Source organism: Rhodovulum viride, assembly GCF_003265965.1.
Classification (GTDB): Bacteria; Pseudomonadota; Alphaproteobacteria; order Rhodobacterales; family Rhodobacteraceae; genus Rhodovulum; species Rhodovulum kholense.
The window spans coordinates 1-26,003 of sequence record NZ_MUAV01000012.1 but is presented as its reverse complement, the minus strand read 5'-3'; the positions used below and the strand labels follow the sequence as shown (position 1 = coordinate 26,003).

Here is a 26,003-nt window from a genome sequence, read left to right as displayed (position 1 = left end):
GGGCTCAGGCCTCGCCGAACTGGCGGGCGATGCCGTCGACGACCTCGCGGGCGCTGTAATAGTCGATGCGGAACGAGTTCTTCCCCAGCCCGTAGACCTGTCCGCGCTGCACCGAGGGTAGGTTGGCAAGGATCGGGTCGGCCATGAAGCGCGCGGCATCGGCCTTTGTGCCCGCCAGCAGGAAGGTGGTCTCGGCGCTCAGCTGGGTCAGATGCTCGTATGAGGCGCGCACCACATCGGCCGAGGCGGGCATCGAGGCGCTTTGCCAGCCGGTCGGCGGGTCTTCGAGATCGAAGCCCAGCCCGGTCAGCAGGCGGCCATGGGCGCCCCCGGCCCGGGCCACGGGATTGGGCGCGCCGGGGCCGTTATAGCTGACGATATTGGCGCGGCCTTCAGGCAGGGTCAGAACGGCGCGGGTGGCACTGAGCGTCTCGGCAAAGCCCGCCAGCAGGGCCTCTGCCTCGGCCTCGCGGCCGGTGGCCCGGGCAAGCCTTGCAGTCAGGTCTTCCCAGGCCATCGCACCGTAATCGAGAACCAGCACGGGGGCCACCTCGGCCAGGGCCGCACGCTGCGCCAGCGCGGAATCGGCGCCGCCCGCCGAAACCAGGATCAGGTCGGGCTGCAACGCCCAGGCGGCCTCGAGATCGATCGAGCCCGCGCGCCAGAGCTTTTCGACGCCGCGGGTCCGGGCCACCGCCTGCCACTGGTCGAAGAAGGCGCCGCGCACGGTGGTGGCGCTGGCGATCACCGGTGCGCCGATGGCCAGCAGGCTGCCGGTCAGCGTGACCGAGGTCGACAGGATCCGGGCAGGCACCCGGGGCAGGTCGGTTTCGCTGCCATCGGCATTGGTCAGGCGACGCGGCCAGCCCGTGACGGCCCCGGCAGAGCTGCCAAGCGCTGCGGCGCAGGTGGCAAGGGTCAGGAAGGAACGGCGGTTCATGTCTTCTCCTGTCGGCTGGCAATGGGGCGAGCGGTACGGGGGGGGCGGCATGGCGCGGGACCGGCGGGGCGCTCCGCAAGCAGATCCGCGAGGGGACGGTCCCGCGCGCCCGGGGCGCAGGCGCGCGCAAGAAAGGGAACAAGCGTGCGGGCAGCAGCGGCAACCTCCTCGGCAGCGGCAGGATCGGCGTCGATCGACAAGGCCAGATCCGAGCCGTCGGTGCGGGCGTTCCAGGTCAGGTTGAAGCCGTCGCCGGGACCGGCGGCCAGCACCTCGCTGCGCGCGCTGCAACCGGGGAATTCGGGCGGATCGAAGGGCAGCACATTGACCAGCGGCGAGAAGAAGAACCGCTCGCCCGCCCGCAGGCCGCGATCGGCGGCCAGCTGTTCGACCCGGTAGCGGCCGTGGCGGCGCAGCCCGCGCAGCGCCCGCCCGCTGCGCGCGAGATAGGCACCCAGCGTTTCCCCGGGCCGGTGCGAGACGATCAGGGGCAGGATGTTCACCACCATCGCCGGGATGGCGGCGGCAACGCTGCCCAGACGGCTCTGATAGGGCAGCCAGACCGGCAGCCCCGGCGCGCCGTCGGGGCGATCGCGCGCGATCCAGGCGGCGCTGAGCAGGGTCAGGAGGTCGGGCCAGCCCATCCCCGCCGCGCGGGCCGCCCGCTGCAGCCGGGCGTCCAGCCCGGCGGGCAGGTCGGGCGCGACGGCAACCGGTGTGGGGGCGTAGTCCTCGGCCCCCTTGGGCAGGACGACCAGGTCGGGGATGTCGCGCAGGACCTCGGCCCAGTGGGCCCGGTCGCGGTCATGGCGGGGGCCCGCGCGATAGACGGTTTCCTCCTCGAGGTAGCGGGCGAAGGGCAGGAACGGTCCGGGACCCGCGCATTCGCCGAGGGCCTCGGCGTAAAGCGCCCCGGCGCGCCGCTCGATCAGCGACATGCCGTAGCCGTCCAGCACGATATGGTGGCCGCGCAGGTACCACAGCCAGCGGCGCGGCCCCACCCGCAACAGCCAGAGCGCGGCAAGCGGATCGCGTTCCAGGTCGATGGGCCGGGCGATGTCGTCTGCCATCATCCGGCGGGCGCGGGCCTCCGGATCGGCGGCGCCCCGCAGGTCCTGGACGCGCACCGCCGGAACGCCCCCGGGATCGACTCGTTGCCGCGGCCCGCCCGGCCCGTCGCGAAAACGCAGCGCCAGCACCTCGGCCTCGCGCGCAAGCCGGGACAGGGCGGCGACAAGGGCGATCTCCTCCGCCGCGCCCTCGATCTCGATGCAATGGGCCACGGTAGAGAGCGGCCGGTCCGGGTGAAAGCGGAACTCCTCCCAGAAATCGAGCTGGGCGAGGGTCAGCTCCAGCCAGGCGGCGCCCAGGGGCTCTGCGGTCATCGGAGATCCTCCGGATCGGGACGGGGCGGGATCAGCTGCGCGGCCTGCCGGGCAGTGCGCGCCGGGATCAGCCGGGAGGGGCGCAGCGCCGTGCCGAAGCGGGCATTCAGCGCCGCGGCTACGGGGATCAGGTGCTCGGGCAGCAGACCCAGCTCGATCAGCGGGCTGTCGATGGTGGCCTCGGGGTCCGGGCCGGTCTGCCGCAGGTAGATGTCGAGGACCTCCCGGCCCAGCCTGTCGGAACATGGCGCGGCGGGGGACAGGGCCAGCGCCCGGGCGGCGCCACGGTCGGGCTTGCCGTTGGACGAGAGCGGCAGCGCCGCCACGGCCAGGAACCGGTCGGGCAGGTGCGATTGCGGCAGCCGACCGCGCAGCCAGGCGCGCAGCTCCGCGATGCCGGGGGGCTGACCGTCGCGCGCCGCATAAAGCGCCGCCAGCGTGGTCTCGCGCCCGTCGCCCGGGGCCAGGTCGACCACCATGGCCTGGGACAGGGCGGGGTGATCGGCCAGCGTGGCCTCGATCTCGCCAAGGCTCACGCGGACGCCGCGCACCTTGACATAGCCGCCGACCCGGCCGGCAAACAGGATCTGTCCCGGCCGGTCGGGGGACCATTGGCCAAGATCGCCGGTGCGGAAGGCGCGACGGGGCGTGCCGTCCGGGTCGGGCAGGGTGACGAAACCGTCCTGGCTCAGGCCGCCCGGCTCCAGATAACCCAGCGACAGGCAGTCGCCCATGGTGTGGATGCGCCCGGTGACGCCGGGCGGGCAGGGCTCTCCCAGCGGGTTGCAGATCCGGTACCCGGCCCCGTCGAGGGGACGGCCATAGGGCACGGGGGCAGTCCCGCCGGCGGTCATGTCGTCAGCCGCGGAAGCGATCTCGGACCCGATCTCGTGCCAGATGCTCCAGATCGTGGTTTCGGTGGGGCCGCCCAGCGAGATCAGCCGCGCGGCGGGGCAGAGCCTGCGCAGCTCTGCCAGCGTGGCAGGTTTGATATAGTCGCCGCCCTGGGCGATCAGGCGCAGGCTGTCGATCTGTCCGGGCCGGGCGCAGGCCAGCAGCATGTCCACGATCGCCGGCACCGACACCCAAAGCGTCACCCGGTGCCGCGCGACCAGCCGGGCCCATTCCACCGCGTCCTTCTCGTGCCCGGCGGCGGGCAGCACCACGGAGGCCCCGGCGGCAAGCCCGCCGAAAATATCGAAAAGCGACATGTCGTGATGCAGCGGCGTGACCGAGATCAGCACGTCTTCCGGGCCCGGCTTCCAGGCCGACAGGGTCTGGTCCAGCACATTGGCGGTGGCGCGGTTCGACAGCACCACGCATTTGGGCGCGCCGGTGGTGCCCGAGGTGAAGAGGTAATAGCCCGGCCCGGTATCGAGACTGCGCAGGCGCAGCATGGCCGCGTCCGGAAGCGCGCCGCCGGGCCGGGGCAGATCGCCGGGACGCAGGCAGCTCCGCCCCGGAAGCTCCTCCTCCGAGACGACCAGCGCGGGTGCCGCGCGGTCCAGCAGATACTCCCGGCGGGCAGGCGGCGCGGCGGCATCGACCGGCACCCAGACGATCCCGGCCAGGGCCGCGGCCAGTTGCAGGACCACGTGATCGATCCCGCGCGGCAGGTGGAGGGCCAGCACCTCGCCGGGGCCGATCCCCTCTGCGGCGAGCCCCGCAAGGGCGGTGGCGACCCGGTCGCGAAGCGCAGGGTAGTCGAGGCTTTCCTCGCCGCAGATCAGCGCGGGGCCCTGCGCGTGGTTCAGGGCCTCCGCGATCCTCACCAGATGGGGGGCGGGATCGGCCACATGGGGGCGGTCGGGCGGCAGATCCACGGCGACCAGCGGGTCGGGCAGGCTCAGCGCGCCGGTCTCGGCCATGCTTTCCAGCGCGCGCAGGGCGGCCTCCAGCATGGCGGTCACGGTCGCGGGGGCAAGGATATCCTCGGCATGGTCGGCGGCGATCTCGATCCCGCCGCCGGGCGCGCGCATCAGGCGGATGTCGAGCGCGACCTGGGGCGTCTGGGTCAACCCGTCCACCTGGCGCATCGGCGCCCCCGCGGGCGCCCCCTGCCAGTCCAGCCCGTTGGTCAGCACCACCGGCAGGGCCAGCGGCCCGCCGGTCTGTCCCATGAGCTGGCGCGCCAGATCCACCCCGGAAAAGCCCATATGCCCGAGCCCCGCCATGGTCTGCGCCTGGAGCGCCGCGGCCCGCTCGCGCGGTGTGCCGGAGGTCGCGTCATGGTCGATCACGATGAAGGAGGCGCGGTTGCCCAGATCCTCGCGGTCGAGCGCCGGGGCGGTGGGCAGGCCCGCGCAGATCCGCAGATCGGGGGTGAAGCGGGCCAGCACCTCGAGGATCGCAAAGCCCAAGGCCGTGTTCAGGAACAGCCCCTCGCGGGCGGCCGTGCGGCGCAGGGGACGGATCAGTTCGGGCGAAAGGATCCGAGAGCTGCGCCGGTAACGCGCCGGTCCCGGCCGGTCGGGCGGTCTGCGCCAGGGCAGGCGCGGCGCGCTTTCGACACGGGCCAGGGCCTCGGCCCAGTAGGCGGCATCGGCGGCCCGCTCCCCGGCCGGAACCGGCGGCGGAACGTGCAGGCGCGTGGCGGCGGGGGTGTTGGCAGACGGCGGGTCGGTGGCGAAAAGCTCGGCGCAAATCTGGGCGATGGCGGGCCCGTCCAGCCCGAGGCCGTCGAACTTGACGGCCAGCGCGTCCTCCTGCCCCTCGGGCGTGGGCAGGGCGCAGACCTGCCAGAGCGGGCCATCCAGCGGACAGGGGCTGCGGGCGAAGTCCTGCCAGACCGCCTGCAGCCGGGCCTCGGCATCGGGCGCGGCGCGCAGGTCATGGGTCACGAGCGGCAGCTTGGGGTGCCGGGCCAGATATTGCCGCCCGGCCTCGGCATCGATGCGCAGCCGCAGTGCCGGATGCGCGTCGCAGAGCGCCTGAAGCCGCGCGCCGAGGGCTGCCTCGTCCAGCCTGCCGCGAAAGAGCCGCGCCTCGTGCATGGCGACGCCGCCCAGCGGCAGTACCTCCTCGCGCCCGGCCAGATAGGCACGCTGCAAGGGACTGAGAGGCCAGCTTTCCGGTGCGGACGGGGCATCTGCCAACGCATGAAGGCGATCGATGAAGGTATTGAAAAGGCGTGTGATCCAGTCCTGCTCGATCAGATCCAGCCGGATGTCCCAGTTGACGAGCAGCCCCTCCCCCAGCCGCGCGATCTGCGCGTCGAGCGCCACGCCCGGCCCCTGCGAGACCGACCAGACCAGATCGCCAAGGCAGCGCCGCGCGCGGTCGGACAGGATCGAGCCCCGCGGGTGATCGAACCCGGCGGTGAAGACCACGGGGGCCTCGGGGACATGGCCCAGATGGCGGGCCAGATCGCGCATCTGGCCGGGGCCCGGATGGGCGCTGTGGGTGATCGCGCCTGCCAGATCGGCCTGCACCCGGCGGGCAAGGGCGGCCAGATCGGGCTCTGCGCCCGCGACCCCGAGAAGCGCGAAATCGGAAAAATCGCCGATGATCGCGGTCTCGCCCTCGGGGCGGTGGAACATCGGCACGGTCAGGCGCAAGGCGGGCTGGTCGCAGGCGCGGGCCAGTTCCTGTGCGAAAAGCGCCAGCGTCAGCGCGGTGGGCGTGACCCGCATCTCGCGGGCGCGGCGCATCAGGCCCCGGGTCCGGGCAGGGTCCAGCCGCTCGGCCAGACGGGCGGTGCGGGGGGCGTCTTCCCGCCGTCCGGGCGGGCGCGGCAGATCCGGTGCCGCGGGCAGGGCGGCGATGCGCTCCTGCCACCAGGCCCGGGCGGCGGCGGCGCGGGCGGGGCCGTCCGGGTCGCTGCGCCGCGCCTCGAGATGGGCGGCGAAATCGCCTGCCTCCGGCAGGGCAAAACCGGGGCCGTCCTCGTAGAGCCGGGCCAGGTCCTCCATCAGGTCGGGAAAGCAGGAAGGATCGGCCGCGATCATGTCCAGATCGACATGCAACCGGCTGCCGCCGCCGGGCAGCAGGCTGAGGGAAAACGCCACGGCCTCGCCCCGCTCCAGCGCCAGCCGCTGATGGCTTTGGTCCGCGCGGATGCGTTCGAGGGCCAGCTGGCAGTCGAGCGCGCCAAGCCGGCTGAGATCGTGCCGGTCAAGGAACGGCCCCGGGCGCTGCGGCAGGATCCGGGCCGTGCCATCCGCCGTGACCGCCAGCCGCAGATTGGCATGGCGGGCGATCAGGGCGGCAATCGCGCGCTCCAGCCGGTCGGGATCGAGGGCACGACCGGTGCGGTCGAGCTCGACATAAAGATGCGCCGAGGGACCCTGCGCCCCCTGGCCCCCGGCATGTCCGTTGACCCAGCTGGCCGCTTGCATCGGCGTCAGATCATACATCGGCAACGACCCTGTTGACAGTTCCTGACATAAATACTCAACTATCAGCGCCCGTCAACCGGAGCAAATCGGCGCAAGCCGGGCGCCGCGCCCGCGCGGGCCGGGCGGCAGACAGGGTATTGATTTCCGGCCGATTTTGGCCGCCGCACAGGGATCGGATATTCATGGACGATTTCACCCCCTGGCCCGAGGATCTGGCGCGTCGCTATCGCGAACGGGGCTATTGGCTGGGCCTGCCCCTGAGCGAAGGCGTGCGCCAGCAGGCGGCCACCCGGCCCGATGCCACGGCCATCCTCTGCGGCAATCGGTCCTTCAGCTATGGGGCGCTCGAGCGGATGTCCTCGGTCCTGGCCGGGCGGCTGATCGCGGCCGGGCTGGGCCCGGGCGATCACGCGGTGGTGCAGCTGCCGAACCGGGCCGAGTTCTACATCACCTTCCTTGCCCTGCTGAAGGCGGGCATCCGCCCGGTGAACGCGCTTTACAGCCACCGCGCCCATGAGATGCGGGCCTATGTCGAGCAACTGGAACCGGCGCTGCTGGTCGGCGCCCGCACCCATCCTCTGTTCGCGGAGGACGGCTTTACCGATGCGCTGCGGCGGGACGGGCTGGCGCCCCGTCTCGGCCTGTGGCTGGACGAGACCGGACCCGATCATGACCTTGCGCGCTGGATGGACCCCGGGGCCGATCTGCCCGGGGCGCCGCTGCCTGCACCCGATCCTGCGGGCGTCGCCTTCTTCCAGCTGTCCGGGGGCAGTACCGGCACGCCCAAGCTGATCCCGCGGACCCATGACGATTACGACTATTCCGTCCGCGCCAGCGTCGAGATCTGCGGCATCGATGAAGGAACGCGCTTTCTGGTCGCGCTGCCCGCGCCGCATAACTACGTGCTGAGTTCGCCCGGCGCGCTGGGGGTGTTCCGGGCCGGCGGCACCGTGGTGATGGCCGAAAGCCCCGAGCCGCATCTGTGCTTCGGGCTCATGCGCCGTCACCGGGTGACGATGGCCGCGCTGGTCCCTTCGGCGGTGGCGCTCTGGCTCGAGGCCGCGCGCGAGGGCCTGCCGGTGCCCGACAGCCTGCGCCTGGTGCAGGTCGGCGGGGCGAGCTTTGCCGAGGCGCAGGCGCGGCAGGTGCCCGAGCTGCTGGGATGCGCGCTGCAACAGGTCTTCGGCATGGCCGAGGGGCTGGTCAATTACACCAGGCTCGACGATCCGCCCGGGCGGGTCTTTGCCACCCAGGGCCGCCCGATCAGCCCCGATGACGAGGTCCGGGTGCTGGATGCCGATGGCCGCCCCTGCGCGCCCGGCCAGACCGGGCGGCTCTGGGTGCGCGGGCCCTATACCTTCCGGGGCTATTTCCGCAGCCCCGCGCAGAATGCCGCGGTGTTCGATGCCGAGGGCTTCTATCACAGCGGCGATCTGGTGCGGCGCGATGCCCAGGGCTATCTCAGCGTCGTCGGCCGGGTGAAGGACCAGATCAACCGGGGCGGCGAGAAGATCGCGGCCGAAGAGGTCGAGGGCCTTCTGCTGCGCCATCCCGACATCCTGCAGGCGGCGCTGGTGGCCCAGCCCGATGCCCGGCTGGGCGAACGCGGCTGCGCGGTTCTGGTGACGCGCAAGAAGCTCCGCGCGGTCGAGCTGCGCCGCCATCTGATCGCGCTGGGGGTTGCCGAATACAAGCTGCCCGACCGTTTCGCCTTTGTCGAGACGATCCCGCTGACGCCCGTGGGCAAGCCCGACAAGACGGCCCTGCGCGCCGCCATGCTGCACCCCCAATGACGCCCCGAAGGAGAGGATGACATGACCCTGACCACCACGAGCACGGTCCCCGATCGCGACTGGCTGAGCGCCCGGCTGAACAGCCTTCTGGAGGATGAAGGCCCGATCGATCCGGCCGAGAGCCTGATCTATTACGGGCTCGATTCCCTGCGCGTGATGAAGCTGGCGGCCGAACTGAAAGCCCATGGCATCCATGTCGGCTTCGAGGATCTGGCGAGAGAGCCGACGCTGGACGCCTGGACCGCGCTGATCGACGCCCGGCGCGATGGCTGAATGCCTGCGAGGGCCGGCCAGGGTCGAGGCCGCGCTGGCCCGGCTGGGCGCGGCCCTGCCCGATTGCCGGGCGGCGGTGGTTCCGGTTGCCCGGACCGAGGGACCGAAGGCGCGCCGGGCGGCCGAGTTCAGGGCCGGCCGGCTGGCGGCGGCGGCGGCAAGTGCTGCCCTGACCGGGATGCCCTGCCTGGCCGGGCGGGGCGCGGATGGCGCGCCGCTCTGGCCTGCGGGACTGACCGGCTCGATCAGCCATTCCGGCGGGCAGGCGCTCGCGCTGGTCGGGCCTTCGGCGCGCCGGGCCGGGCTGGGCGTGGATATCGAGGGCCCGCTTTCGCCAAGGGTCGCGGCCGAGATTGCGCCCGTGGCCCTGACGCCGGAAGAGCGCGCCTGCTTCGGCACGGACCCGGTCTGGGTGGGGCTGATCTTTTCGGCCAAGGAAAGCCTGTTCAAGGCGCTGAGCCCGAGGATCGGGCGGCGGTTCGATTTCGACGCGGCGCGGCTGTTGCCCGGCGGCGCGACGCAGCCGCCGCTGCTGTGTCTGACCTGCGATCTGGCGCCGGGCTGGGAGGCCGGGCGCCGGATCGAGCCGGTGCTGATCGCCCATGAACAGGGCGTGATGACGGCGGTCGCGCTTCAGCCCCGCAAGGTCGCGCCGCCATCGACGTAGAGATCGGCCATGGTGACATGGCCCGCCTCATCGGACAGGAGGAACATCGCCGCCCGCGCGATGTCCCCGGGCGTGGCGAGCTTGCCCAGCGGGATGCCCGCGCGATAGCTTTGCGGATCGCCCGCGATGACCCGCCCGGCGCCGTCCTCGTCCTGCCACATGCCGGTCTGCATCGGCGTCAGGGTCGAGCCCGGCGCGATCACGTTGCAGCGCACCCCATGGCGCGCAAGTTCCAGCCCGAGGCAGCGGGTCAGCATGGTCAGCGCCGCCTTCGAGGCGCAATAGGCGCCCATGTCGAGCCGCGGAATGCCCCCGCCATTCGAGCTGACCACCACCAGCGCCGAACCCGGCCGACGGACAAGCCGCCGCCCCAGCGCCTGCAGCAGATGAAAGCTGCCATCGAGATTGATGCCCTGCACCCGCCGCCAGTCCTCGGGCAACATCTCCAGAAGCGGGCCCGTCGCCAGCACCCCGGCGGCATGCAGGCCAAGGCTCAGCGGCCCGGCGCGGGTCTCGGCCTCGGTCACCATCGCCCCGACCGCCTCCGGATCGCGCAGATCGCAGGGCAGCCAGGCAACGGCCCTCGGGCGCTCGGCAAGGGCCTCGATCGCGGCGGCGGTATCGGTCGCCACGACCCGGGCGCCCGCTCCGGTCAGCAGCTCGACGCAAGCCCGGCCGATCCCGCCCGCGGCCCCCGTCACCAGGGCCGTGCGCCCCTCGAACCCGCTCAGGCGCATGCGACCTCCGCGGGCAGGGCGGCCAGCGCGTCGCGGGTGGCGATCACGACGCCGCAGCATCCGGCGACCCAGCGCAATGCCATGTCATGTCGCGCGGCGTCGAAATCGGCCTGTGCATCGGCCAGGGCAAAGGGCTGGATGTCGCGCTGAAACGCCTCGGCGGCGGTGGCGAGGCAGCCGATATGGGCATAGACGCCCGCAATCATCAGCTGGTCCCGGCCGCGCGCCCGCATCAGGCTGTCGAGATTCGAGCGCTGAAAGGCGCTGTAGCGGTGCTTGACCAGGACGATGTCGCCCTCCGCCGGGGCAAGCTCGGACAGGATGTCCTGATGATCGGGGTCGCGCGACATGCCGGGCCCCCAGAGATCGGCCTGCAGACCCCGGTCGGCGCGAAGCTGATCGCCCTCCTGCGCGGTGTAGAAGACCGGCACCCCCGCGGCCCGCGCCGCCCGCGCGAGGGCGGCAATATTGGCGATGACGCCCGGCAGCGGGGCCGCATCGCGCGGGTAGGGGGCACAGAAATAGCGCTGCATGTCATGGATCAGAACGGCGCTGCGGTCGGGGTCGAGCCGCCAGGGCGCGCGGGAGCGGGGCAGCGCGTCGGGCGCAGGCAGCGGGTAGGAGGCAATCTCGGGAAGGGCCATGGGTCATCCGTTCGGCTGGTTATGCAGGGAAGGATCGGACAGCGCCGCGTCGGGGGGCAGCCCCAGCGCGCTGAGGAAGGCGCCGAACTTGGCGCCGGTCTCGGAGGCTTCGGCCCGGGGGTCCGAGCCCAGCACGATCCCCGCGCCCGCGAACAGTCGTGCGCGCGCGCCGCAAAGCTCGGCGCAGCGGATCGCCACGTGCCAATCTCCGTCGCCCCGCCGGTCGCACCAGCCCACCGCGCCGGCGTAGAAATCGCGCGCCACGGGTTCCAGGTCGCGGATCAGCCGGGCGGCACGGTCGCAGGGCAGGCCGCAGACGGCGGGGGTCGGATGCAGCGCGGCGGCCAGCAGGATGGCGGGCGTCTCGGGGTCCTTCAGCCGACCCTCGATCCGGGTTCCGATATGCCACATCGAGCGGGTGGTGGTCAGCGCCGTGCCCTCAGGCGTGCCCAGCCGTTTGCAGACCGGCGCGAGCATGTCGAGGATGTACTCGACCACCAGCCCGTGTTCGCGGCGGTCCTTTTCCGAACGGGCCAGGGCGTTGGCGTTGCGCGCGTCTGCCTCGGGGTCGTCGAGCCGGCGCGCAGAGCCCGCCAGCGGATGCGAGACGACGCTGTCCCCGCGCTTGCGCAGCAGCAGCTCGGGCGTGGCCCCGACAAGCTGGCGGGGGGCGCTGCCATCGGCGTCCTGCGGCAGGGCCACCTGGAAGACGGTCACGGCGGGATCCTCGGCAAGCCGCGCCATCAGCCCGGGCAGCGCGAAAGCCATCCGGTCCTCGACCAGCAGGCTGCGGGCGAGCACGACCTTGGTCAGGGCATCGGGCAGGCCGCGTTCGGCGCGCATGATCTCCAGCGCGCGGGCGACGCTGTCCATGTAGCCGGTCGCCGGAGGTTGGGGACAGGGCCGTGTCGGCCTTTGCTCCGGAACCGACCGGGCCGGGCCCCCGGCGTTGGCGCCCGGCCAGGCCCCGTGGCCGCCCGCGACCTGCCACAGGCAGTCGGGCCGGGCCTTGTCGAAGGGCAGCGCTCCGCCGATCAGCGCCCCGTCGTCGTCGGCATCACGGGCGGCCCCGAAGAAGGGGGCGACCCGGTCCGCCAGGGTATCCGCTCCGGCACGGTCCAGCGGCCGGACCGGGCCGGTCGCGCAGACCTGACCCCGGACCTGGTCACGGGCATTGCGAAAGCTGAAGGGCTGATCGGGCGGCAGCGAGGGCGCCTCGGTCAGGGTGGCATCAGGAAGGGGCAGGGTCACGCATCAACCTCCGCGGTCTGCTTGAAATAAGGTTTTCGCACCGGGATCGGGGCTTCCGGATCCGGGGATAGTCCGCCCGCAACGGAAACGGATGGACCGGGAAAAAGGAGAAGGAGGTCGCGTGATGCGCGCCGCGAAATCCCCGGCCAAACGGGGGGAGGCCGTTGCGCATCGACCCGGACGGGCCTGGCTGCCGGAAAGCAGAATGTCACAGCGGCGGGAGGGGTCAACAGGAAAGATTAGCGTTTCAGTCAGGTATAAGGCCGCAACCTGCGACAGAGCGGCGCAAACCTGAGTGTTTTTATATACTATATTGCATTCAGGGGGCCATGCGCTAGAAATTGCTCACGTGAGCTAACGATTCCGCGCCCCCGCACGGGCAGACCACCACCATCTCGTCGCCAGCCATATCGCAAGCACGAAAACTCTAGGGCATTTGACATGGTACAGCGACGAGTCGCACGCCTGTTCGGCGGCGCCAGCATTGTTGCGCTTTGCGCAGTTTCCCCCACCGCAACCAGGGCGCAGGATCTGTCCGACGACGCCTATTCCCTTGGCACCCTCTTCATTATCGGCGACACCCTGATCCGCAGCTTCCAGAAGACGGCCGCGTCGGTAACGGCGGTGGAAGAAGCCGATATCGAGGCGGCGCAAGGCAAGGACAGCGTCAAGGACATTGTCCGCGACATGGCCAACGTGACCTATGCCGCCTCGGGCGGGCAGGGCGGCGCGCCCACGATCCGTGGCCAGGACGGCGAGGGCCCGAACTCGGGTGCGCCCGCCTTCTTCGGCGGCTCGGTGCCCCGGCTCGCGGTCAACCTCGACGGGCATTACCTCAGCTACAACGAACTGGTCTATTCCTCGACCTCGATCTGGGACGTGGACCATATCGAGCTGTTCCGCGGCCCGCAGACCATCAGCCAGGGCGCCAACAGCATCGCCGGCGCGCTGGTCGTGAAGACCAAGGACCCGACCTTCGAGCGCGAGGGGGCGGTGCGGCTGGAATACGGCTCGGGCGGCAAGCGCCGCGCCTCGCTGATGGCCTCGGGCGCGGTGGCGCCGGACCTGGCCGCGCGGATCGCGCTGGATTACTCCGCGCGCGACAATTACATCGACTATGTCAATCCCGCCTTCTCGCTGGGCGGGACCGATCAGGACCACCTGTCGCAGACCGCGCGGTTCAAGCTCTTGTGGACGCCCGCGGCGATGCCGGGCTTCGAGGCGATGCTGACCTTCTCGCATACCGACGGCAACCGCCCGACCTGGGAAGCGGCGACCGTGCCGTTTTCAGACTATGACAGCACCGTCACCCAGAACCCCAGCTGGAAGCAGTTCACCAACACCACGATCCTCGATCTGAAACAGGAATTCGACAATGGCGTGACCCTGACCAACCAGTCGCAATTCTCGTCGCTTTATACCAAGCGCACCACCTCGCCCGAGACGGCGGGCTCTGCGACGATCGATCAGGACAGCTATTCCAACGAGACCCGGCTGACCTTCGGCAATGAGGCCACTGCGCTGAGCGGGGTCGCCGGGCTTTACCTCTCCCATACCGACAGCGACGAGACCCTGAACCTGCGCGGCGCGACCGCCTTTGACGACACCAAGGACAGCCTCGGCGTCTTCGCCGGCCTCGATTATGATTTCGCCGACCGCTGGACCATCAGCGGGTCGGTCCGCTACCAGCGCGACCGGGTGCAGCGCGCGGGGTCGAGTTCGTTCGCGACCGATGATCTGGATTATGACGAGACCTTCGACGACTGGCTGCCCAAGCTGTCGCTGTCCTATGACGTGAATGACACGACCACCATCGGCGCGATGGTGTCCAAGGGCTACAACCCGGGCGGCGTGACGCTGGGGCTGACCTCGGGCGAATGGGTCACCTTCGACCCCGAGACCTCGACCGATTACGAGCTCTTCGCGCGCACCCGGGTACTGGACGACCGTCTGGGGCTGAGTGCCAACCTGTTCTACACCGATTTCAAGAACATGCAGCGCTACGTCACCTCGGAGGCCGTGGCCGGCTATTTCGAGGCGGTGACGGTGAATGCCGAAGAGGCCAACGCCTACGGGCTGGAGCTGGGCTTCGATTACGAGGCAAGCCAGACGCTGCGCCTTTACGGCAGCCTCGGCCTGCTTTCGACCGAAATCGAGAAATTCTCGAGCGCGGGTGCCGATTACAGCGGCAACGAGTTCGGCCGCGCCCCCGGCCAGACCATCAGCCTCGGCGCCGACTGGAAGATCCGTCCCGATCTGACGCTGTCGGGTAATGTGCGCTACAGCGGGTCCTATTTCTCGGATGACGACAACCTGTCGGCAAGCTTCGTCGATTCCTACACGGTGGCGAATACGCGCATCGCCTATGATCTGCAGGACAACCTGCAGCTCTACGGCTATGTCAACAACCTCTTCGACGAGGACGCGGTCACCTATCTGCGCGCCAGCCGCGCCGTTGTCGGCGGCTACGAGGCGACGCTGGTCGAGCCGCGCGAGATCGGGATCGGGGTGAAGATGACCTTCTGACCGGCCCGTGCCGGTCGCCGGAAGGGCCGTCCGGCTTCGCTGTGGCGCCGCGCCGCTCCGACAGACCGAGATCGTCCAGCCGGTCCGCAGGCTGCCCGCCTGGGGCCCGGCGCCTAGGGGGTGCGGTATTCTATGCTGACCAGCGACCGCGCGGCATTCTCGTCTTCCAGCCACCAGACAGAGCATGGCACGTCGTGCCACGGCTGTGGCATTTTCCGCTATCGGCGTGCAAAATCTTGTAAAAACAGATAGTTCGCCCCCAGGCGCAAAGGCAGCAGTCATATCGAAAGAAAATTGATATTTTATAATGACTTGACGGCAATGCGCAGCTTGCTGCTTCAGCCGTCTAAAATTCTGCGTGGGCTTACCCGCCCCGACCTTCGGATCCAAGGCGTCCGTCGATGCAGGACGATCTTCGCGCCTTTCGCAAGAGACCTGCTCCGGGGCGATGACGTCGATCAGCCCGTCGCGCAGGACACAAACCGCAAGAGTTTTCCTGGCGCGTCGTCCCAACGCATCGGGAATATCTCGTTCACCATAGATGAAGGTTCGAGCTGCCACGAGGCCAAGGCCCGGGCAGCCGAGGTTATGGAAGTTGCTCGCGAGTTGGCCGGGGCAATCCGAATTGGCGCTTGCCGGGGGCCGCGAAAGGCGAGCACGGAAACCCGACCTTGCCACGCGGGTGGCTGCGGCGCGTGTCATATGCTCCACCGGCGGTGACTGTTGCGCTCTCTTCGCCAGCGGGGATCTGCGACAGGGGCTCCGGCGGGACTGGGCTGTCGCCGTGCCTGCGGGAGGTGAATTCGACCGCGCGGATGTCGCCATTGGCCGTGTCCATCGCCAGATGCACCTTTCGCCATTCGCGTCTGCGCGTCGCGCCATGCTTGCGCGAAAGCCATTCGCCGTCGCCGCGGAAACGAATCCCGGTGCTGTCAATCAGCAGGTTCAGAGGCGTCCCGGAGCGCCGATAGGGACTCTGCACCGCGATCCGCGCCTGGCGCCTGCACGGCGGCGAATGGTCAGGCACAGGACACCCGCGTGGTCCAGAGCCGCCGCGGCCGCTTTGGCTCGCCCGGCAAGGTCTTCGCGGTGGCGCCTGGCTGCGACATCGCCCATGCCGGGCGGCTGGTCTATTCCCAGGGGCTGGACCTGGGCGATCCGGCGGCGGTGACGCCGATCGGGGCGGGCTGCAAGATCTGCCCCCGCGAAGAGTGTTCGCAACGCGCCTTCCCGATGCTGGGCCGCCCTCTGGCCGCCGATCCCGGCCGCGCGCAATTCTCGCCCTATGCCCCGGCCCGGGCGCCGAGCGCCTGATCGGCGCAGCCCTCCGCGCGAAACGGCTGGCGGCGCGAGGGCGGCAGGCCCAAAGCGCCAAGCTCGGCATCGATCCGCGCCAGGTCCGCGGCGCTCAGAAGCGCGGGATGAACCGTGGTGCGCGGATCGAGTGCGACCCCGCTGTCGCGCAGCAGGATCAGGCTGTCGCGCGCCTTCGCGCCGCTGCCCGGAACGCCGGTGATCCGGTCATAGGCCCCGAAAGGCGCCTTGACGTCGAACCCCACCCAGTCGAGCAGGGGCGCCGCCTGCGCCAGCCGGGCCGGATAGGGCCCGCCGGTATGCAGGCCGGTGCGGAACCCAAGTGCCCGGATCTCGGACAGGGCGGCCGCCAGATCCTTCTGCAATGTCGGCTCGCCGCCCGAGATCACGACACCGTCGAGCAACCCGCGGCGGCGGCGCAGGAAGGCCATGACCTCGGCCCAGGCGATGCTGCCCGGTCCCGCCGCCAGCAGCGCCGGATTGTGGCAGTAACGGCAGGCCCAGGGGCAGCCCTGACAGAAGACCGTCGCCACCAGCTCGCCCGGCCAGTCGACCGTCGAATGCCGAACGAACCCCGCAACCGCGATCTCAGCCAAGCCGCGCCGCCGTCTCGTCGAAATAGACCCGCTCGGCGGCCTCGCCCTTCTTGCCGGTGTTGAAGGACGCCATCGGGCGGTGATAGCCCATCACCCGGGTCCAGACCTCGCAGCGCGTGCGCTCCTCGTCCGTCAGGACGATTTCGGCATCGCGGGCGGTCATGGTCTTGTCGATCAGGGTCATCGGATAACTCCTTCAGCTGGCTTTCGCGCGCTTCGCCGCGATCAGCTCGGCGTCGCATTTGGGGCAGAATTCGTGCTCGCCCGCGAGATACCCGTGTTTGGGGCAGATCGAGAAGGTGGGCGTCACGGTGATATAGGGCAGGCGGAAGGACGACAGCGCCCGGCGGACCAGCTTCTTGCAGGCCTCGGCCGAAGAGATCCGCTCGCCCATGTAAAGATGCAGGACCGTGCCGCCGGTATAGCGCGCCTGCAGCGGCTCCTGATGTTCCAGCGCCTCGAACGGGTCGGACGTATACCCGACCGGAAGCTGGGTCGAGTTGGTGTAATAGGGCTGGTCCTCGGTGCCCGCCTGCAGGATGCCGGGGAAACGTTTGCGGTCCTCGCGGGCAAAGCGGTAGGTCGTGCCCTCGGCGGGCGTGGCCTCGAGGTTGTACATGTGCCCGGTCTCTTCCTGGAACTCGACCATCCGGGCGCGCAGGTGATCCATCAGCCTGACGGCAAGCGCCTGGCCCGCCTCGGTCGCGATGGTCTCGCGATCATCGGTGAAGTTCCGGATCATCTCGTTCACGCCATTCACGCCCAGCGTCGAGAAATGGTTCCTGAGCGTTCCGAGATAGCGCTTGGTGTAAGGGAAAAGCCCCGCCTCGATATGGCGCTCGATCACCTTGCGCTTGAGTTCCAGACTGGTCTTCGCGATCCCCGCCAGCCGGTCGAGCGCGGCCAGCAGCCCCGCCTCGTCGCCCTTGTGCAGATAGCCCAGCCGGGCGCAGTTGATGGTGACGACACCAAGCGACCCGGTCTGCTCGGCCGACCCGAAAAGCCCGTTGCCGCGTTTCAAGAGTTCGGTCAGGTCCAGCTGCAACCGGCAGCACATGGACCGGACCATGTGCGGCTCCAGTTCCGAGTTCACGAAGTTCTGGAAATAGGGCAGCCCGTATTTCGCTGTCATCTCGAAGAGATAGCCAGCATTCTCGCTGTCCCAGGGGAAATCGGGCGTGATGTTGTAGGTCGGGATCGGGAAGGTGAAGACCCGGCCACGGGCGTCGCCCTCGGTCATCACCTCCATGTAGGCGCGGTTGATGAGGTCCATCTCGGCCTGCAACGCGCCATAGGTGAAATCGACCTCGCGCCCGCCGACGATCGGCACCTGGTCCGCCAGATCGGCGGGACAGGTCCAGTCGAAGGTGAGGTTCGTGAAGGGTGTCTGGGTGCCCCAGCGCGAGGGGACGTTGAGGTTGTAGATGAATTCCTGCATCGCTTGCCGCACGGCGGCATAGTCCAGCCCGTCGAGCCGCACATAGGGCGCGAGATAGGTGTCGAAGGAACTGAAGGCCTGCGCACCGGCCCATTCGTTCTGCAGCGTGCCGAGGAAATTGACGATCTGGCCCAACGCGCTGGTCAGATGCATCGGCGGGGCGGATTCGATGGTGCCGGGCACCCCGTTCAGCCCCTCGCGCAAGAGCGTCCGCAGCGACCAGCCCGCGCAATAGCCCGCGAACATGTCGAGATCGTGGATATGGACATCGCCCTCGCGATGGGCCCGGCCGACTTCCGGCGGGTAGATATGGCTCAGCCAGTAATTGGCCGTCACCTTGCCCGAGGTGTTCAGGATCATGCCGCCCAGCGAATAGCCCTGGTTCGCGTTGGCGTTCACCCGCCAGTCGGACCGGTCGAGATATTCGTTGATCGAGCTTTCCACATCGACCAGCACCCGCCGGTCCTCGCGCAGCCGCGCATGCTGGTCGCGATAGACCGCATAGGCGCGCACCGTCACCATCCGGTTGGCGCCGATCAGCGCCTGTTCGACCGCATCCTGGATCTCTTCGACGCCGGGCGCGCCGCCCGCATGGCGGAAGCTCAGGACCCGCACCACCCGATCGGTCAGGCGCGCGGCCTCCTCGGCGCCGAACTCGCCGGTGGCCTCGCCCGCGCGGGCGACGGCCCGCGCGATGCGGCCGCTGTCGAAGGGAACCACCTGCCCGTCGCGGGTCACGACGGATTGGGGGAGAAGAGCGGTCATCGCATCACCTGTCTGCATCATCGGGACGTCCGGTCCTTTTCGTCTGCAGGGGCGGTCGCGTCGGTGCCGGTCTGAAATAGACGGTGATGGTCATGTCTCGCCCCATTGTCTGCCGTTTCCTGTCGGACCTTGGGACACGAGAGCCATGGCGACGGACCTGCCCGCCGCGGATCGCAAACGCACCCCGAGGCCCTCCGCCTCTGGTTGTTGCCGTCCGTCATGGCAGGTCTCCTGGCTTGCGGGTCGACACTCGGCTGGCCTTCCCGGGCCCCGGTCTTTCGACGGGTGGACCCAGTGGCGTCGTCAGCTTCGCTCGCCGCTCACAGTTGCGGGGGCAGCGCCGGATTTGACCCAGACGGGTCTGCACCGGCTTCCCTCTTTCGTCCCCGGATCGCCCCGGGAAACCATGACGGCGCCACCATCTATCGATCTTTGTCAGATGTCAACATGTGGTGGTCCTGGACTGCAAATTAACCACTTGTTGCGTGCGGGGCAGCATGCACGGGCGCCCAAAAGCCCATCCGCGGTGATGCCCCGGGGCGTGGTGAAGCTGGCGGTGGCCATTGGGTCTCGGTGTGAATTCGGGGGGCGCCCCCGACCTGAACCCGGGCCCTATCGGCCGAGCAGGTCCGACATCCGCTCTCTGGCGCGATCCGGCAGACCATCCGGAAGAGGCGCCGCCCCGTCGACCTCTCCCACATCGACGATCATCACCATGCCCATGGCATAGTGCGGCGAGCACTTGATGCCGTAGCGCCCCTCGACCTCGAAGATCACCGCGATCTCTTCGTCGATCTGGCCGATGAAGCGATCCGCACCCTCTGGCAGCATCTCGGGGATGGAGGCCGCGTTGTGGCCACGCTGCGCGGGAAGGAAGCGCACGGTATCGCCGGGTGCGATCTCGAGATAGGCGGGCTCGTAGATCATGGCGCCGGTCTCGCCGCGGGTCAGCATTCTGACGTCATGGGTCTCGGCGTGTCCCGCAACGGGAACCAGGGCAAGCAGGCCGACGAACAGGCGCATGGGGCGATCCTTTAGAGGGCATGAGAGAAGTGAAGGCGTGGCGATCCGTCCGGAGCGGCATGGCGCGTCGCGGCGACGCCGAAGACCTCGGCCAGAAGATCCTCGTTCAGCACGTCGCGGGGCAGACCCGTCGCGACAAGCCTGCCCCCGGACAGCACGCCGATCCGGTCGCAGGCCGTGGCCTGGTTCAGATCGTGCAGCGCGATGACACGGGTGATGGGCAGTGCCCGGACCAGCGCCATGAGCGAGAGCTGATGCCGGATATCGAGATGGTTGGTCGGCTCGTCGAGGAGCAGGAGCCTTGGATCCTGCGCGAGGGCGCGCGCGATGTGGACGCGCTGGCGTTCGCCACCCGAGAGGGTATGCCAGAGACGACCGGCGAAGGCGGTCATCTCCACGGCCGTCAGAGCGGCCTCGACCGCGGTCTCATCGGAACGCCCCCATCCCCGCAGGGCAGAGAGGTAGGGGATGCGCCCCAGGTCCACCGCTTGCCGAACGGTCAGACGGTCCGTCGTATCGGCCTGTTGTTGGACGAAGGCGATGCGCCGCGCGCGGTGCCGGGCGGGCATCCGCGCAAGATCTGCATCCTCCACCAGAATGCCGCCCGAGGTCGGACGCTGCAGCCCCGCGAGACAGCGCATCAGCGTGGATTTGCCCGATCCGTTGGGGCCGACAAGGCCGAAGAGTTCCCCGCGTTCGATGCGGACCGAAATATCCTCCAGCAATGGCGCGCGGTGGATCCTGGCCGACAGGTGCCGCAGCTCGACCTTCATTTGCGCGCTCCGTGCACGAGGATCAGCGCGAAGGCGGGGGCGCCCACAAGCGCGGTCACCACCCCTATGGGCAGAACCTGGCCCGGGACGAGACTGCGGCTGATCACGTCGGCAGCGACCAGAAACACCGCCCCGGCCAGCGCCGAGGCAGGCACCAGCCGGTCGTGACGGGCGCCCACGAGAAACCGCATGGCATGGGGCACGACGAGGCCGACAAACCCGATGGCACCCACTTTCGACACGAGCACCCCGACCATGACGGCGGTCGCGGCGATGAGGCTGCCGCGCAGCGCCGGGACGTTGATCCCCAGAGAGGCGGCCCCGTCTGCCCCGAAGGTGAAGGCGTCAAGCCCGCGCCGGTGCCACAGGCAGAGGGCGACGCCCGCAACAGAGACGGCCATGCAGGCGCCCACGTCGTCCCACCTGATCCCCGAAAGGTTGCCCATCAGCCAGAACATGATGCCGCGCGCCTGTTCGGCATTGGCAGACCGGGCGATGATGAAGGCGGTCAGCGCGTTGAACAGCTGCGAACCGGCGATCCCGGCGAGGATGAGGGCGGCGGCGGCCTGTGTTGCGCGTCCGCCTCCCACATCCCCGCTCACGGCTCGGGCCAGAACCGCGACACAACCGAAGGCAAGAAGCGCCCCGGTCAGTGCGCCAAGCGACATCGAGATCGCGCCGCCGCCCAGGCCCGCGACCGTCACCAGCACCGCCCCGGTCGAGGCGCCTGCCGAAAGGCCCATCAGGTAGGGATCCGCCAGCGGGTTGCGCAAGAGCGCCTGAAGAACGACGCCGGTCAGCGCCAGCCCTGCCCCGCAACACGCCGCCACCACGGCGCGTGGCAGGCGATAGCTCCAGATGATCCCCGCCTCGATCCCGTCCACCGGATAGCCAGCGCCCCACAGGTGGTTTGCCAGCGTCCCGAGCACCGTGACGAACGGCAACCGGGTCTCGCCGATTGCCGTCCCGGCCAGGATCGTCATGCCCAGAACGACAGGCGCCAGCCAGAGGCCGCGCCATGTCACGGCACGCACGGGCGCAGCCTCCATGGTCATTCGAAGGACATCTTCGAAAGCGCCTCGGACAGCGCCTGCAACCCGTAGATCGACCGCATCGTCGCGCTCATCGCATGGGCGTCCATCTGCACGATCCGCCCGTCCCGCACGGCTGTCATCTGGCGCGCGACCGGGTCGGTGCGCAGGAACTCCAGCTTCTTCTCCACGTCGTCTGCCGGGAAGCGGCGGCGGTCCATGGAGGCGACGACGATGATGTCGGGATCGGCGCGGGCGATGCTTTCCCATCCGACCGTCGGCCATTCCTCATCGGACTCGATGACGTTCTCGATCCCAAGCTTCGCCATCATGTAGCCCGGCGCCCCGAGCCGCCCGGCGACATAGGGGTCGATCTCGAGATCGGCCGAAGAGAACCAGAACACCGCCGACAGATCTTCGGGCAGTTCAAGGTCTTCCGCGCGCGCGATCGCGGCGCTTTCGGTGGCCTGCAGATCCGAGACCAGCGCGTCGCCCGCGGGCTGCACATCGAAGATCGCCGCCAGTTCGCGGATCCCCTTGTAGACGGACGCGGTCTCGAAGGCGCCGGTGCGCGTTCCATCGCCGCCGGTGGAATTGTCCTTGGTGTCGCAATCGGCGGGCAGGATGTAGGTCGGGATGCCGATGTCGTGGAACATCCCGCGCGTGGCCACGATGCCGCTTTCGCCGACGTGCCATTCGTATTGCACGGCGACCAGTCCGGGTTTCTTGCCGACCACGCTCTCGAAGCTGGGATCGTTGTCGGCCAGCCGCTCGATCCCGCTGTTCACCTCGGCGTATTCCGGCAGGACCGGATTGAACCAGACGGACGTGCCGGAAACCTTCGGCGCGAGGCCAAGCGCGTACAGGATCTCGGTCGCCGACTGGCCGATGGTCACGACACTGTCCGGGGCGGCGTCGAAAGAGACCTCGAGCCCGCAATTTGTCAATGTCAGGGGGTATTCCGTTTCCTGCGCGTGCAGGGGCAGGGCTGTGCCGACCAGCAGCGCGGCGATCATGAAAGTCCGTTTCATCCGATCCGTCCCGTCAGACAGGACCATCCGGGACGAGACGCGAACCGAATACGGCAGGGCGGCCACATAAGGTATCCCGCCCCGGCACACCCCGTCCGGTCGTGGTTTCACTCTCGTCGGCAGGTCTCCTGACTGACGGGTCGCTGCGCCTCTCGCCTTCCCGGGTGCGACCCCAGTGGCCTATCGAGAGATGCTCGCCGCCTACAGTTGCGGGGGCAGTTCCGTTTCCCGACCGAGGTCGGCACGGATTCCCTTTTCATTCCCGAAGGAAACCGACGGGTCGATCACTGGCAGCTTTCCGTCCGCGGGGCAAGAGGCCGGAGACGAGGACTTCGCAATGGGCCGCCACTGCCAGACCTGTTGTCCGCTTGGTCGGGGAAACTCAAACGTGGGACCCCGAGGCAGCGCGGTTTAACCCCCGAGCGAGCCTGGCCGTTCGCTGCCGATTGCCGACGTTCACTCAACAATCCCGATGGACAGGTCGAAAGCGAAAAGCGGGCATTCAGTCTCGCGCCCGCGATATTGGACAAGTCCAGCATATATGGTTGCGAGTTTCGGGATCGCGCCTGTCTCAGTCCATCCCGTTCGCCCTGCGGCGGAGCGCTTCGCGTGCTTCGGCAGCGGCCTTCTCTTCGGCGACACGGATCTCGAGATGGCGTCGGATCATCTTCCGGGTCCGGCGCGGCCACCAGGCGGGCAGCACCGAGAAGTTTACGACCCTCAGAGCCAGACGATGCGCCCAGAAGAGGGGCGAGGGCTGCCATTCCAGTGCATCGCACCAGTCCGGGCGCACGGGATTGGTCAGGAAATCGCTGATCGCAATTGAAATCTGACTGTTCTGGCCGATGCAAGCCGGGGGGAATACGCCGAGAGCCCAGCTTTCCTTGTGGCGTGTCCACCGGTGGTGGCGCAGCCTCACGACAAGCGCACCGATGCTGTGGCTGTCCGGGGTGCCCATGCCTGCCGTGACAATGGTGAGACGGCGGAGCATGGGCTCGAAATCTCCTACCCCCCGGCCCAGCCCCAAAGACGGATCACTCCGGCTGAGGAAGAAGCGCCCCCAGGACCAGGTGTAGGCGATCCCGAGTTTGCGGTTGAACCGGATGGGCCGGTAGCGAGGCCAGATGCAGGCGGCGATGAAGAAGAAAGTGGGCAGCGCGAGGAAGATGGCGCCGCCGATCCAGCGGTCGCCGTGCATTTCCATCATTCTTTTGTAGAAAGAAGTGAAGTCCTCATTTCCATAAACTTCGGGGCTACGCTTGACAAGGCGTTCGAGCGCAGCCCTGAAATACGCCTCTGAATTCAGCCAGATCTGAATATTGTCCCACAGGATGTTCTGCTCCCACCAGGACAGCACCACGAAATACATCAACAGGAAAAAACAGAACCATGCCCACAGCCTGAGCCAGCCATTGTCAAACCGCTGCACCTCCAGCGTGTCCTCATCAACCATGCGCAAGGAGTACCGCAACGCAGCAAGGTTCAGGTCATCGCCGATGGTAGGTGCATTGAGATGGCCCCATGTTCGCAGCGCGCGCCAAATCGACATGTCAGAGGTTCCTCACTTTGATGCTCAGCCTGTCGGTAAATTTCCCGCCGGTGAGTTTGGGGTGGCTTGCATCGACCCGCAGTTCCGATATCCGGTCTCCGTCCCGGCCGGGCTTTTCCGCCAGTTGCAGGTGAACGAGGCCGGGGCTTATGAATTGAGGATTGCGGGCACAACCGGACCACTCAGCCCGCCGCCGCCGATCCCGATGACGGGAGAGATGAAGCGCACGGTTGCGGAAAGCTTTGACAGATCCGCCACGCTTCGGATCGAGGGGCAGTGGATCTCGAACCGCATGTCGCCGGACGTGGCGTCTTCGATTTTCAGGGAAGCTGTCAGGCCCTGGTACGCATTCAGTTCTTGCTCAGAATAGTTCCTAGCTGTTTGATCCCACGGTTTGATGGTGCGACCCATTCGTCGGAATGGAACCATCCTTGGACCAATGGCCAGGTCGAGCGGATGAACCGAACGATCAAGCAAGCAACGGTGAAGCGCTACCATTACGACAGCCATGATCAACTGCGCACGCACCTTGCCGACTTCATGGCCGCCTGCAACTTCGCCCGCAGGCTCAAGGCACTCAGCGGCCTCACGCCTTAAGAATACATCTGCAAGATCTGGGCTTCAGAGCCGGACGGATTCATCGTTGACCCGATCCACCAGATGCCGGGACTGAACACGGTGCCGGTCCCGGGTTTTCGAAAGGGCGAGTCTTGCTTGTGACCTCCAGAAGCGGACAGGTCCTTGTCGGTTCCGCAGCTTTCCAGCCAGCGGTCGACCTCCTCCGCGGTCGCGTCGCGACTCTCTCATGGATGCCGCACGTCTCTTGACGCTCGATCTGATGCGCAATGGCGTCCTGCATGCGTCAATGCGGCCGGCCTGGCCGGGTCTCGGCAAGAGACTGCCCGTTCATGCTTGACGGAGTGTGCCGATGCCGCGCCGCCTTCCGGCCGAAAGGGAATGCGCCCTTGCGACCATGCCGCATGTCCACCCTGTCGGTCAGTCCACTGTCGGCACGGCGCTGAACCGCGCGCATGCGCAGCCGGCACAGAGAAATGGCCGCCATGGGGGCTTGCTGTCAGTAATGGTAGCGCAGTTGGGCAATCTGCAATGATTGCTCATCCCCCTTGCCGCTGATGCGATAGACGAAGCGATGTTCGTCCGTGATCCGCCGCGACCACCAGCCGCGAAGATCTCCCTTCAGCGGTTCCAGCTTGCCCAGGCCCTTGAACGGCGTTCTGGCGGCAGCCTTGATGAGGGTGTTGATGCGCGCCAGTTCCTTCTCGTGTCCCGGGGATTGCCACCAGAGATAATCCTCCCGGGCATTGTCCGAAAAGACGATCTTCACAGGTCGATGTCACGCTCGGTGCCCTCGCCGGCCTCCAGCTCGGCGATGGATGACCGCAGGCGGGCCGCGTTTTCGGGGCTCTTGAGAAGATGCAGGGTTTCCTGGATGGCACGGGATTTCGCCGTGCTTGACGGTGGCATCCTGCCGGACCCGCGCCGAGGGCGCGGCTCCGTCACTGGTCATCCCCGACATGCTGCCCCTGCGTGACCTTGTCGGGAAGACCCCTGACGTCGGTCCGCTGCGGGAGATCATCGGCTTTGCCGCCGAGCGGTCGCTGGAATGCCAGGCCGGCGCCTTGATCGGGGCCGGTCTGTGGCGAGAGGAGGACACGCGAGAGGGGGGGGCGCGAAAGGAAACCCTCGTAAGGTCGCCTCAAGGAGTCAAGGCTGTGGTGACAGGATCGTTTCGCGAATCTGCCGAAAGCTCCTTGGCGTCGGCGCGATGCCGCCAATGACGGCTGGCCCCCGAACAAAATCCTGTCCCAAGGGTTGCCAGGAAGGGCTAGGAATTACTACTTATGCGGTATTAAAAGAGGGTATTTCATGAGTGGCTTCTTCCGTCAGGACGCCCGCATGGGCCGGATTT

General features: G+C 68.5%; 20 protein-coding genes, 3 pseudogenes and 2 riboswitches. Of the genes and pseudogenes, 6 read left to right on the top strand and 17 right to left on the bottom strand.

All coding sequences use genetic code 11. From position 1 onward, the window contains the following. Positions 1-4: 4 nt before the first annotated feature. Genes fepB through BYZ73_RS11565 form a run of 3 tightly spaced genes read right to left on the bottom strand, consistent with a single transcriptional unit; the run spans position 5 to position 6,680 of the window. Positions 5-940: a Fe2+-enterobactin ABC transporter substrate-binding protein gene (gene fepB / locus BYZ73_RS11575; RefSeq protein WP_112316070.1), complete on the bottom strand. Its 936-nt coding sequence runs from the start codon at positions 938-940 to the stop codon at positions 5-7. Next, positions 937-2,325, bottom strand: coding sequence for a condensation domain-containing protein (locus tag BYZ73_RS11570; protein ID WP_112316069.1), 1,389 nt, complete (start codon positions 2,323-2,325; stop codon positions 937-939). The genes fepB and BYZ73_RS11570 overlap by 4 nt, the downstream gene beginning before the upstream one ends. Further along, positions 2,322-6,680, bottom strand: a complete 4,359-nt coding sequence (locus BYZ73_RS11565) for an AMP-binding protein (RefSeq protein ID WP_112316068.1) — start codon at positions 6,678-6,680, stop codon at positions 2,322-2,324. The genes BYZ73_RS11570 and BYZ73_RS11565 overlap by 4 nt, the downstream gene beginning before the upstream one ends. Positions 6,681-6,844: 164 nt before the next feature. Here BYZ73_RS11565 and BYZ73_RS11560 point away from each other — a divergent pair, with 164 nt between their 5' ends. Genes BYZ73_RS11560 through BYZ73_RS11550 form a run of 3 tightly spaced genes read left to right on the top strand, consistent with a single transcriptional unit; the run spans position 6,845 to position 9,395 of the window. Next, positions 6,845-8,455, top strand: a complete 1,611-nt coding sequence (locus BYZ73_RS11560) for a (2,3-dihydroxybenzoyl)adenylate synthase (protein ID WP_112316067.1) — start codon at positions 6,845-6,847, stop codon at positions 8,453-8,455. Positions 8,456-8,476: 21 nt separating this feature from the next. Then, positions 8,477-8,728 (top strand): phosphopantetheine-binding protein, encoded by a 252-nt coding sequence (locus BYZ73_RS11555; protein ID WP_108027840.1) that lies wholly within the window; start codon positions 8,477-8,479, stop codon positions 8,726-8,728. Beyond that, the gene (locus BYZ73_RS11550; protein WP_112316066.1) at positions 8,721-9,395 is read left to right on the top strand and encodes a 4'-phosphopantetheinyl transferase family protein; all 675 of its coding nucleotides are present in this window, start codon (positions 8,721-8,723) and stop codon (positions 9,393-9,395) included. Before BYZ73_RS11555 ends, BYZ73_RS11550 begins: the two co-directional genes overlap by 8 nt. Here BYZ73_RS11550 and BYZ73_RS11545 read toward each other — a convergent pair. From BYZ73_RS11545 to BYZ73_RS11535, 3 genes are read right to left on the bottom strand one after another with little or no spacing between them, the layout of a single operon-like run. After that, on the bottom strand, positions 9,362-10,132 hold the full coding sequence (locus BYZ73_RS11545; protein WP_112316065.1) for an SDR family oxidoreductase: 771 nt from the start codon (positions 10,130-10,132) through the stop codon (positions 9,362-9,364). The two genes, BYZ73_RS11550 and BYZ73_RS11545, sit on opposite strands and share 34 nt — an antisense overlap. Then, on the bottom strand, positions 10,123-10,776 hold the full coding sequence (locus BYZ73_RS11540) for an isochorismatase family protein (RefSeq protein WP_112316064.1): 654 nt from the start codon (positions 10,774-10,776) through the stop codon (positions 10,123-10,125). Before BYZ73_RS11540 ends, BYZ73_RS11545 begins: the two co-directional genes overlap by 10 nt. 3 nt (positions 10,777-10,779) lie before the next feature. Beyond that, the gene (locus BYZ73_RS11535) at positions 10,780-12,027 is read right to left on the bottom strand and encodes an isochorismate synthase (RefSeq protein WP_245943125.1); all 1,248 of its coding nucleotides are present in this window, start codon (positions 12,025-12,027) and stop codon (positions 10,780-10,782) included. Between the two features lie 441 nt (positions 12,028-12,468). Here BYZ73_RS11535 and BYZ73_RS11530 point away from each other — a divergent pair, with 441 nt between their 5' ends. Beyond that, positions 12,469-14,553 carry a TonB-dependent receptor gene (locus BYZ73_RS11530; RefSeq protein ID WP_112316063.1) on the top strand — a complete coding sequence of 695 codons (2,085 nt, stop codon included), beginning with the start codon at positions 12,469-12,471 and terminating at the stop codon, positions 14,551-14,553. 682 nt (positions 14,554-15,235) lie between these two features. Here the strand turns inward: BYZ73_RS11530 and BYZ73_RS11525 are convergent. Continuing rightward, positions 15,236-15,583 (bottom strand): annotated as a pseudogene (locus tag BYZ73_RS11525) (transposase); the annotation flags it as partial. Positions 15,584-15,591: 8 nt separating this feature from the next. Between BYZ73_RS11525 and BYZ73_RS11520 the strand changes: the two are divergent. Continuing rightward, positions 15,592-15,867, top strand: a complete 276-nt coding sequence (locus tag BYZ73_RS11520) for a short-chain fatty acyl-CoA regulator family protein (protein WP_112316062.1) — start codon at positions 15,592-15,594, stop codon at positions 15,865-15,867. Here the strand turns inward: BYZ73_RS11520 and BYZ73_RS11515 are convergent. The 8 genes and pseudogenes from BYZ73_RS11515 to BYZ73_RS22755 form a co-directional block, all read right to left on the bottom strand. Then, on the bottom strand, positions 15,837-16,463 hold the full coding sequence (locus tag BYZ73_RS11515; protein ID WP_112316061.1) for an anaerobic ribonucleoside-triphosphate reductase activating protein: 627 nt from the start codon (positions 16,461-16,463) through the stop codon (positions 15,837-15,839). The genes BYZ73_RS11520 and BYZ73_RS11515 overlap by 31 nt on opposite strands. After that, positions 16,456-18,666: pseudogene (locus tag BYZ73_RS11505) on the bottom strand (ribonucleoside triphosphate reductase). The gene BYZ73_RS11515 and the pseudogene BYZ73_RS11505 overlap by 8 nt, the downstream one beginning before the upstream one ends. Before the next feature lie 204 nt (positions 18,667-18,870). Then, positions 18,871-19,090: riboswitch (cobalamin riboswitch) on the bottom strand. A gap of 188 nt (positions 19,091-19,278) precedes the next feature. Beyond that, positions 19,279-19,689 carry a pseudoazurin gene (locus BYZ73_RS11500; protein ID WP_112316060.1) on the bottom strand — a complete coding sequence of 137 codons (411 nt, stop codon included), beginning with the start codon at positions 19,687-19,689 and terminating at the stop codon, positions 19,279-19,281. Between the two features lie 11 nt (positions 19,690-19,700). After that, positions 19,701-20,462, bottom strand: a complete 762-nt coding sequence (locus tag BYZ73_RS11495; RefSeq protein WP_112316059.1) for an ABC transporter ATP-binding protein — start codon at positions 20,460-20,462, stop codon at positions 19,701-19,703. Further along, entirely contained in the window at positions 20,459-21,517 is a 1,059-nt protein-coding gene (locus BYZ73_RS11490) for a FecCD family ABC transporter permease (protein WP_425451078.1), read from the bottom strand. Before BYZ73_RS11490 ends, BYZ73_RS11495 begins: the two co-directional genes overlap by 4 nt. Beyond that, a complete protein-coding gene (locus BYZ73_RS23570) occupies positions 21,514-22,509 on the bottom strand; it encodes an ABC transporter substrate-binding protein (RefSeq protein ID WP_245943130.1) in 996 nt (331 codons plus the stop codon). Before BYZ73_RS23570 ends, BYZ73_RS11490 begins: the two co-directional genes overlap by 4 nt. Before the next feature lie 116 nt (positions 22,510-22,625). Beyond that, a riboswitch (cobalamin riboswitch) is annotated at positions 22,626-22,816 on the bottom strand. A gap of 279 nt (positions 22,817-23,095) precedes the next feature. Beyond that, complete coding sequence (locus BYZ73_RS11480) at positions 23,096-24,073, bottom strand: hypothetical protein (protein ID WP_112316057.1); 978 nt, start codon at positions 24,071-24,073, stop codon at positions 23,096-23,098. A 147-nt stretch (positions 24,074-24,220) separates the two neighbouring features. Further along, positions 24,221-24,484 (bottom strand): hypothetical protein, encoded by a 264-nt coding sequence (locus BYZ73_RS22755; protein WP_181498039.1) that lies wholly within the window; start codon positions 24,482-24,484, stop codon positions 24,221-24,223. A 12-nt stretch (positions 24,485-24,496) separates the two neighbouring features. Between BYZ73_RS22755 and BYZ73_RS11475 the strand changes: the two are divergent. Continuing rightward, positions 24,497-24,793 (top strand): annotated as a pseudogene (locus BYZ73_RS11475) (integrase core domain-containing protein); the annotation flags it as partial. Between the two features lie 355 nt (positions 24,794-25,148). On the opposite strand, the gene BYZ73_RS11470 reads toward BYZ73_RS11475, so the two are convergent. Both BYZ73_RS11470 and BYZ73_RS11465 read right to left on the bottom strand, forming a co-directional pair. Next, positions 25,149-25,418 (bottom strand): Txe/YoeB family addiction module toxin, encoded by a 270-nt coding sequence (locus BYZ73_RS11470; protein ID WP_112316056.1) that lies wholly within the window; start codon positions 25,416-25,418, stop codon positions 25,149-25,151. Further along, positions 25,415-25,558, bottom strand: a complete 144-nt coding sequence (locus BYZ73_RS11465) for a type II toxin-antitoxin system Phd/YefM family antitoxin (protein ID WP_245943124.1) — start codon at positions 25,556-25,558, stop codon at positions 25,415-25,417. Before BYZ73_RS11465 ends, BYZ73_RS11470 begins: the two co-directional genes overlap by 4 nt. Positions 25,559-26,003 lie beyond the last annotated feature (445 nt).

Excerpts from the sequence above, each read along its gene's own strand:
- fepB (WP_112316070.1), bottom strand. The coding sequence starts at position 940 with ATGAACCGCCGTTCCTTCCTGACCCTTGCCACCTGCGCCGCAGCGCTT.
- BYZ73_RS11570 (WP_112316069.1), bottom strand. The coding sequence starts at position 2,325 with ATGACCGCAGAGCCCCTGGGCGCCGCCTGGCTGGAGCTGACCCTCGCC.
- BYZ73_RS11565 (WP_112316068.1), bottom strand. The coding sequence starts at position 6,680 with ATGTATGATCTGACGCCGATGCAAGCGGCCAGCTGGGTCAACGGACAT.
- BYZ73_RS11560 (WP_112316067.1), top strand. The coding sequence starts at position 6,845 with ATGGACGATTTCACCCCCTGGCCCGAGGATCTGGCGCGTCGCTATCGC.
- BYZ73_RS11555 (WP_108027840.1), top strand. The coding sequence starts at position 8,477 with ATGACCCTGACCACCACGAGCACGGTCCCCGATCGCGACTGGCTGAGC.
- BYZ73_RS11550 (WP_112316066.1), top strand. The coding sequence starts at position 8,721 with ATGGCTGAATGCCTGCGAGGGCCGGCCAGGGTCGAGGCCGCGCTGGCC.
- BYZ73_RS11545 (WP_112316065.1), bottom strand. The coding sequence starts at position 10,132 with ATGCGCCTGAGCGGGTTCGAGGGGCGCACGGCCCTGGTGACGGGGGCC.
- BYZ73_RS11540 (WP_112316064.1), bottom strand. The coding sequence starts at position 10,776 with ATGGCCCTTCCCGAGATTGCCTCCTACCCGCTGCCTGCGCCCGACGCG.
- BYZ73_RS11530 (WP_112316063.1), top strand. The coding sequence starts at position 12,469 with ATGGTACAGCGACGAGTCGCACGCCTGTTCGGCGGCGCCAGCATTGTT.
- BYZ73_RS11500 (WP_112316060.1), bottom strand. The coding sequence starts at position 19,689 with ATGCGCCTGTTCGTCGGCCTGCTTGCCCTGGTTCCCGTTGCGGGACAC.
- BYZ73_RS11495 (WP_112316059.1), bottom strand. The coding sequence starts at position 20,462 with ATGAAGGTCGAGCTGCGGCACCTGTCGGCCAGGATCCACCGCGCGCCA.
- BYZ73_RS11490 (WP_425451078.1), bottom strand. The coding sequence starts at position 21,517 with ATGACCATGGAGGCTGCGCCCGTGCGTGCCGTGACATGGCGCGGCCTC.
- BYZ73_RS23570 (WP_245943130.1), bottom strand. The coding sequence starts at position 22,509 with ATGATCGCCGCGCTGCTGGTCGGCACAGCCCTGCCCCTGCACGCGCAG.
- BYZ73_RS11480 (WP_112316057.1), bottom strand. The coding sequence starts at position 24,073 with ATGTCGATTTGGCGCGCGCTGCGAACATGGGGCCATCTCAATGCACCT.
- BYZ73_RS22755 (WP_181498039.1), bottom strand. The coding sequence starts at position 24,484 with ATGGGTCGCACCATCAAACCGTGGGATCAAACAGCTAGGAACTATTCT.
- BYZ73_RS11465 (WP_245943124.1), bottom strand. The coding sequence starts at position 25,558 with ATGCCACCGTCAAGCACGGCGAAATCCCGTGCCATCCAGGAAACCCTG.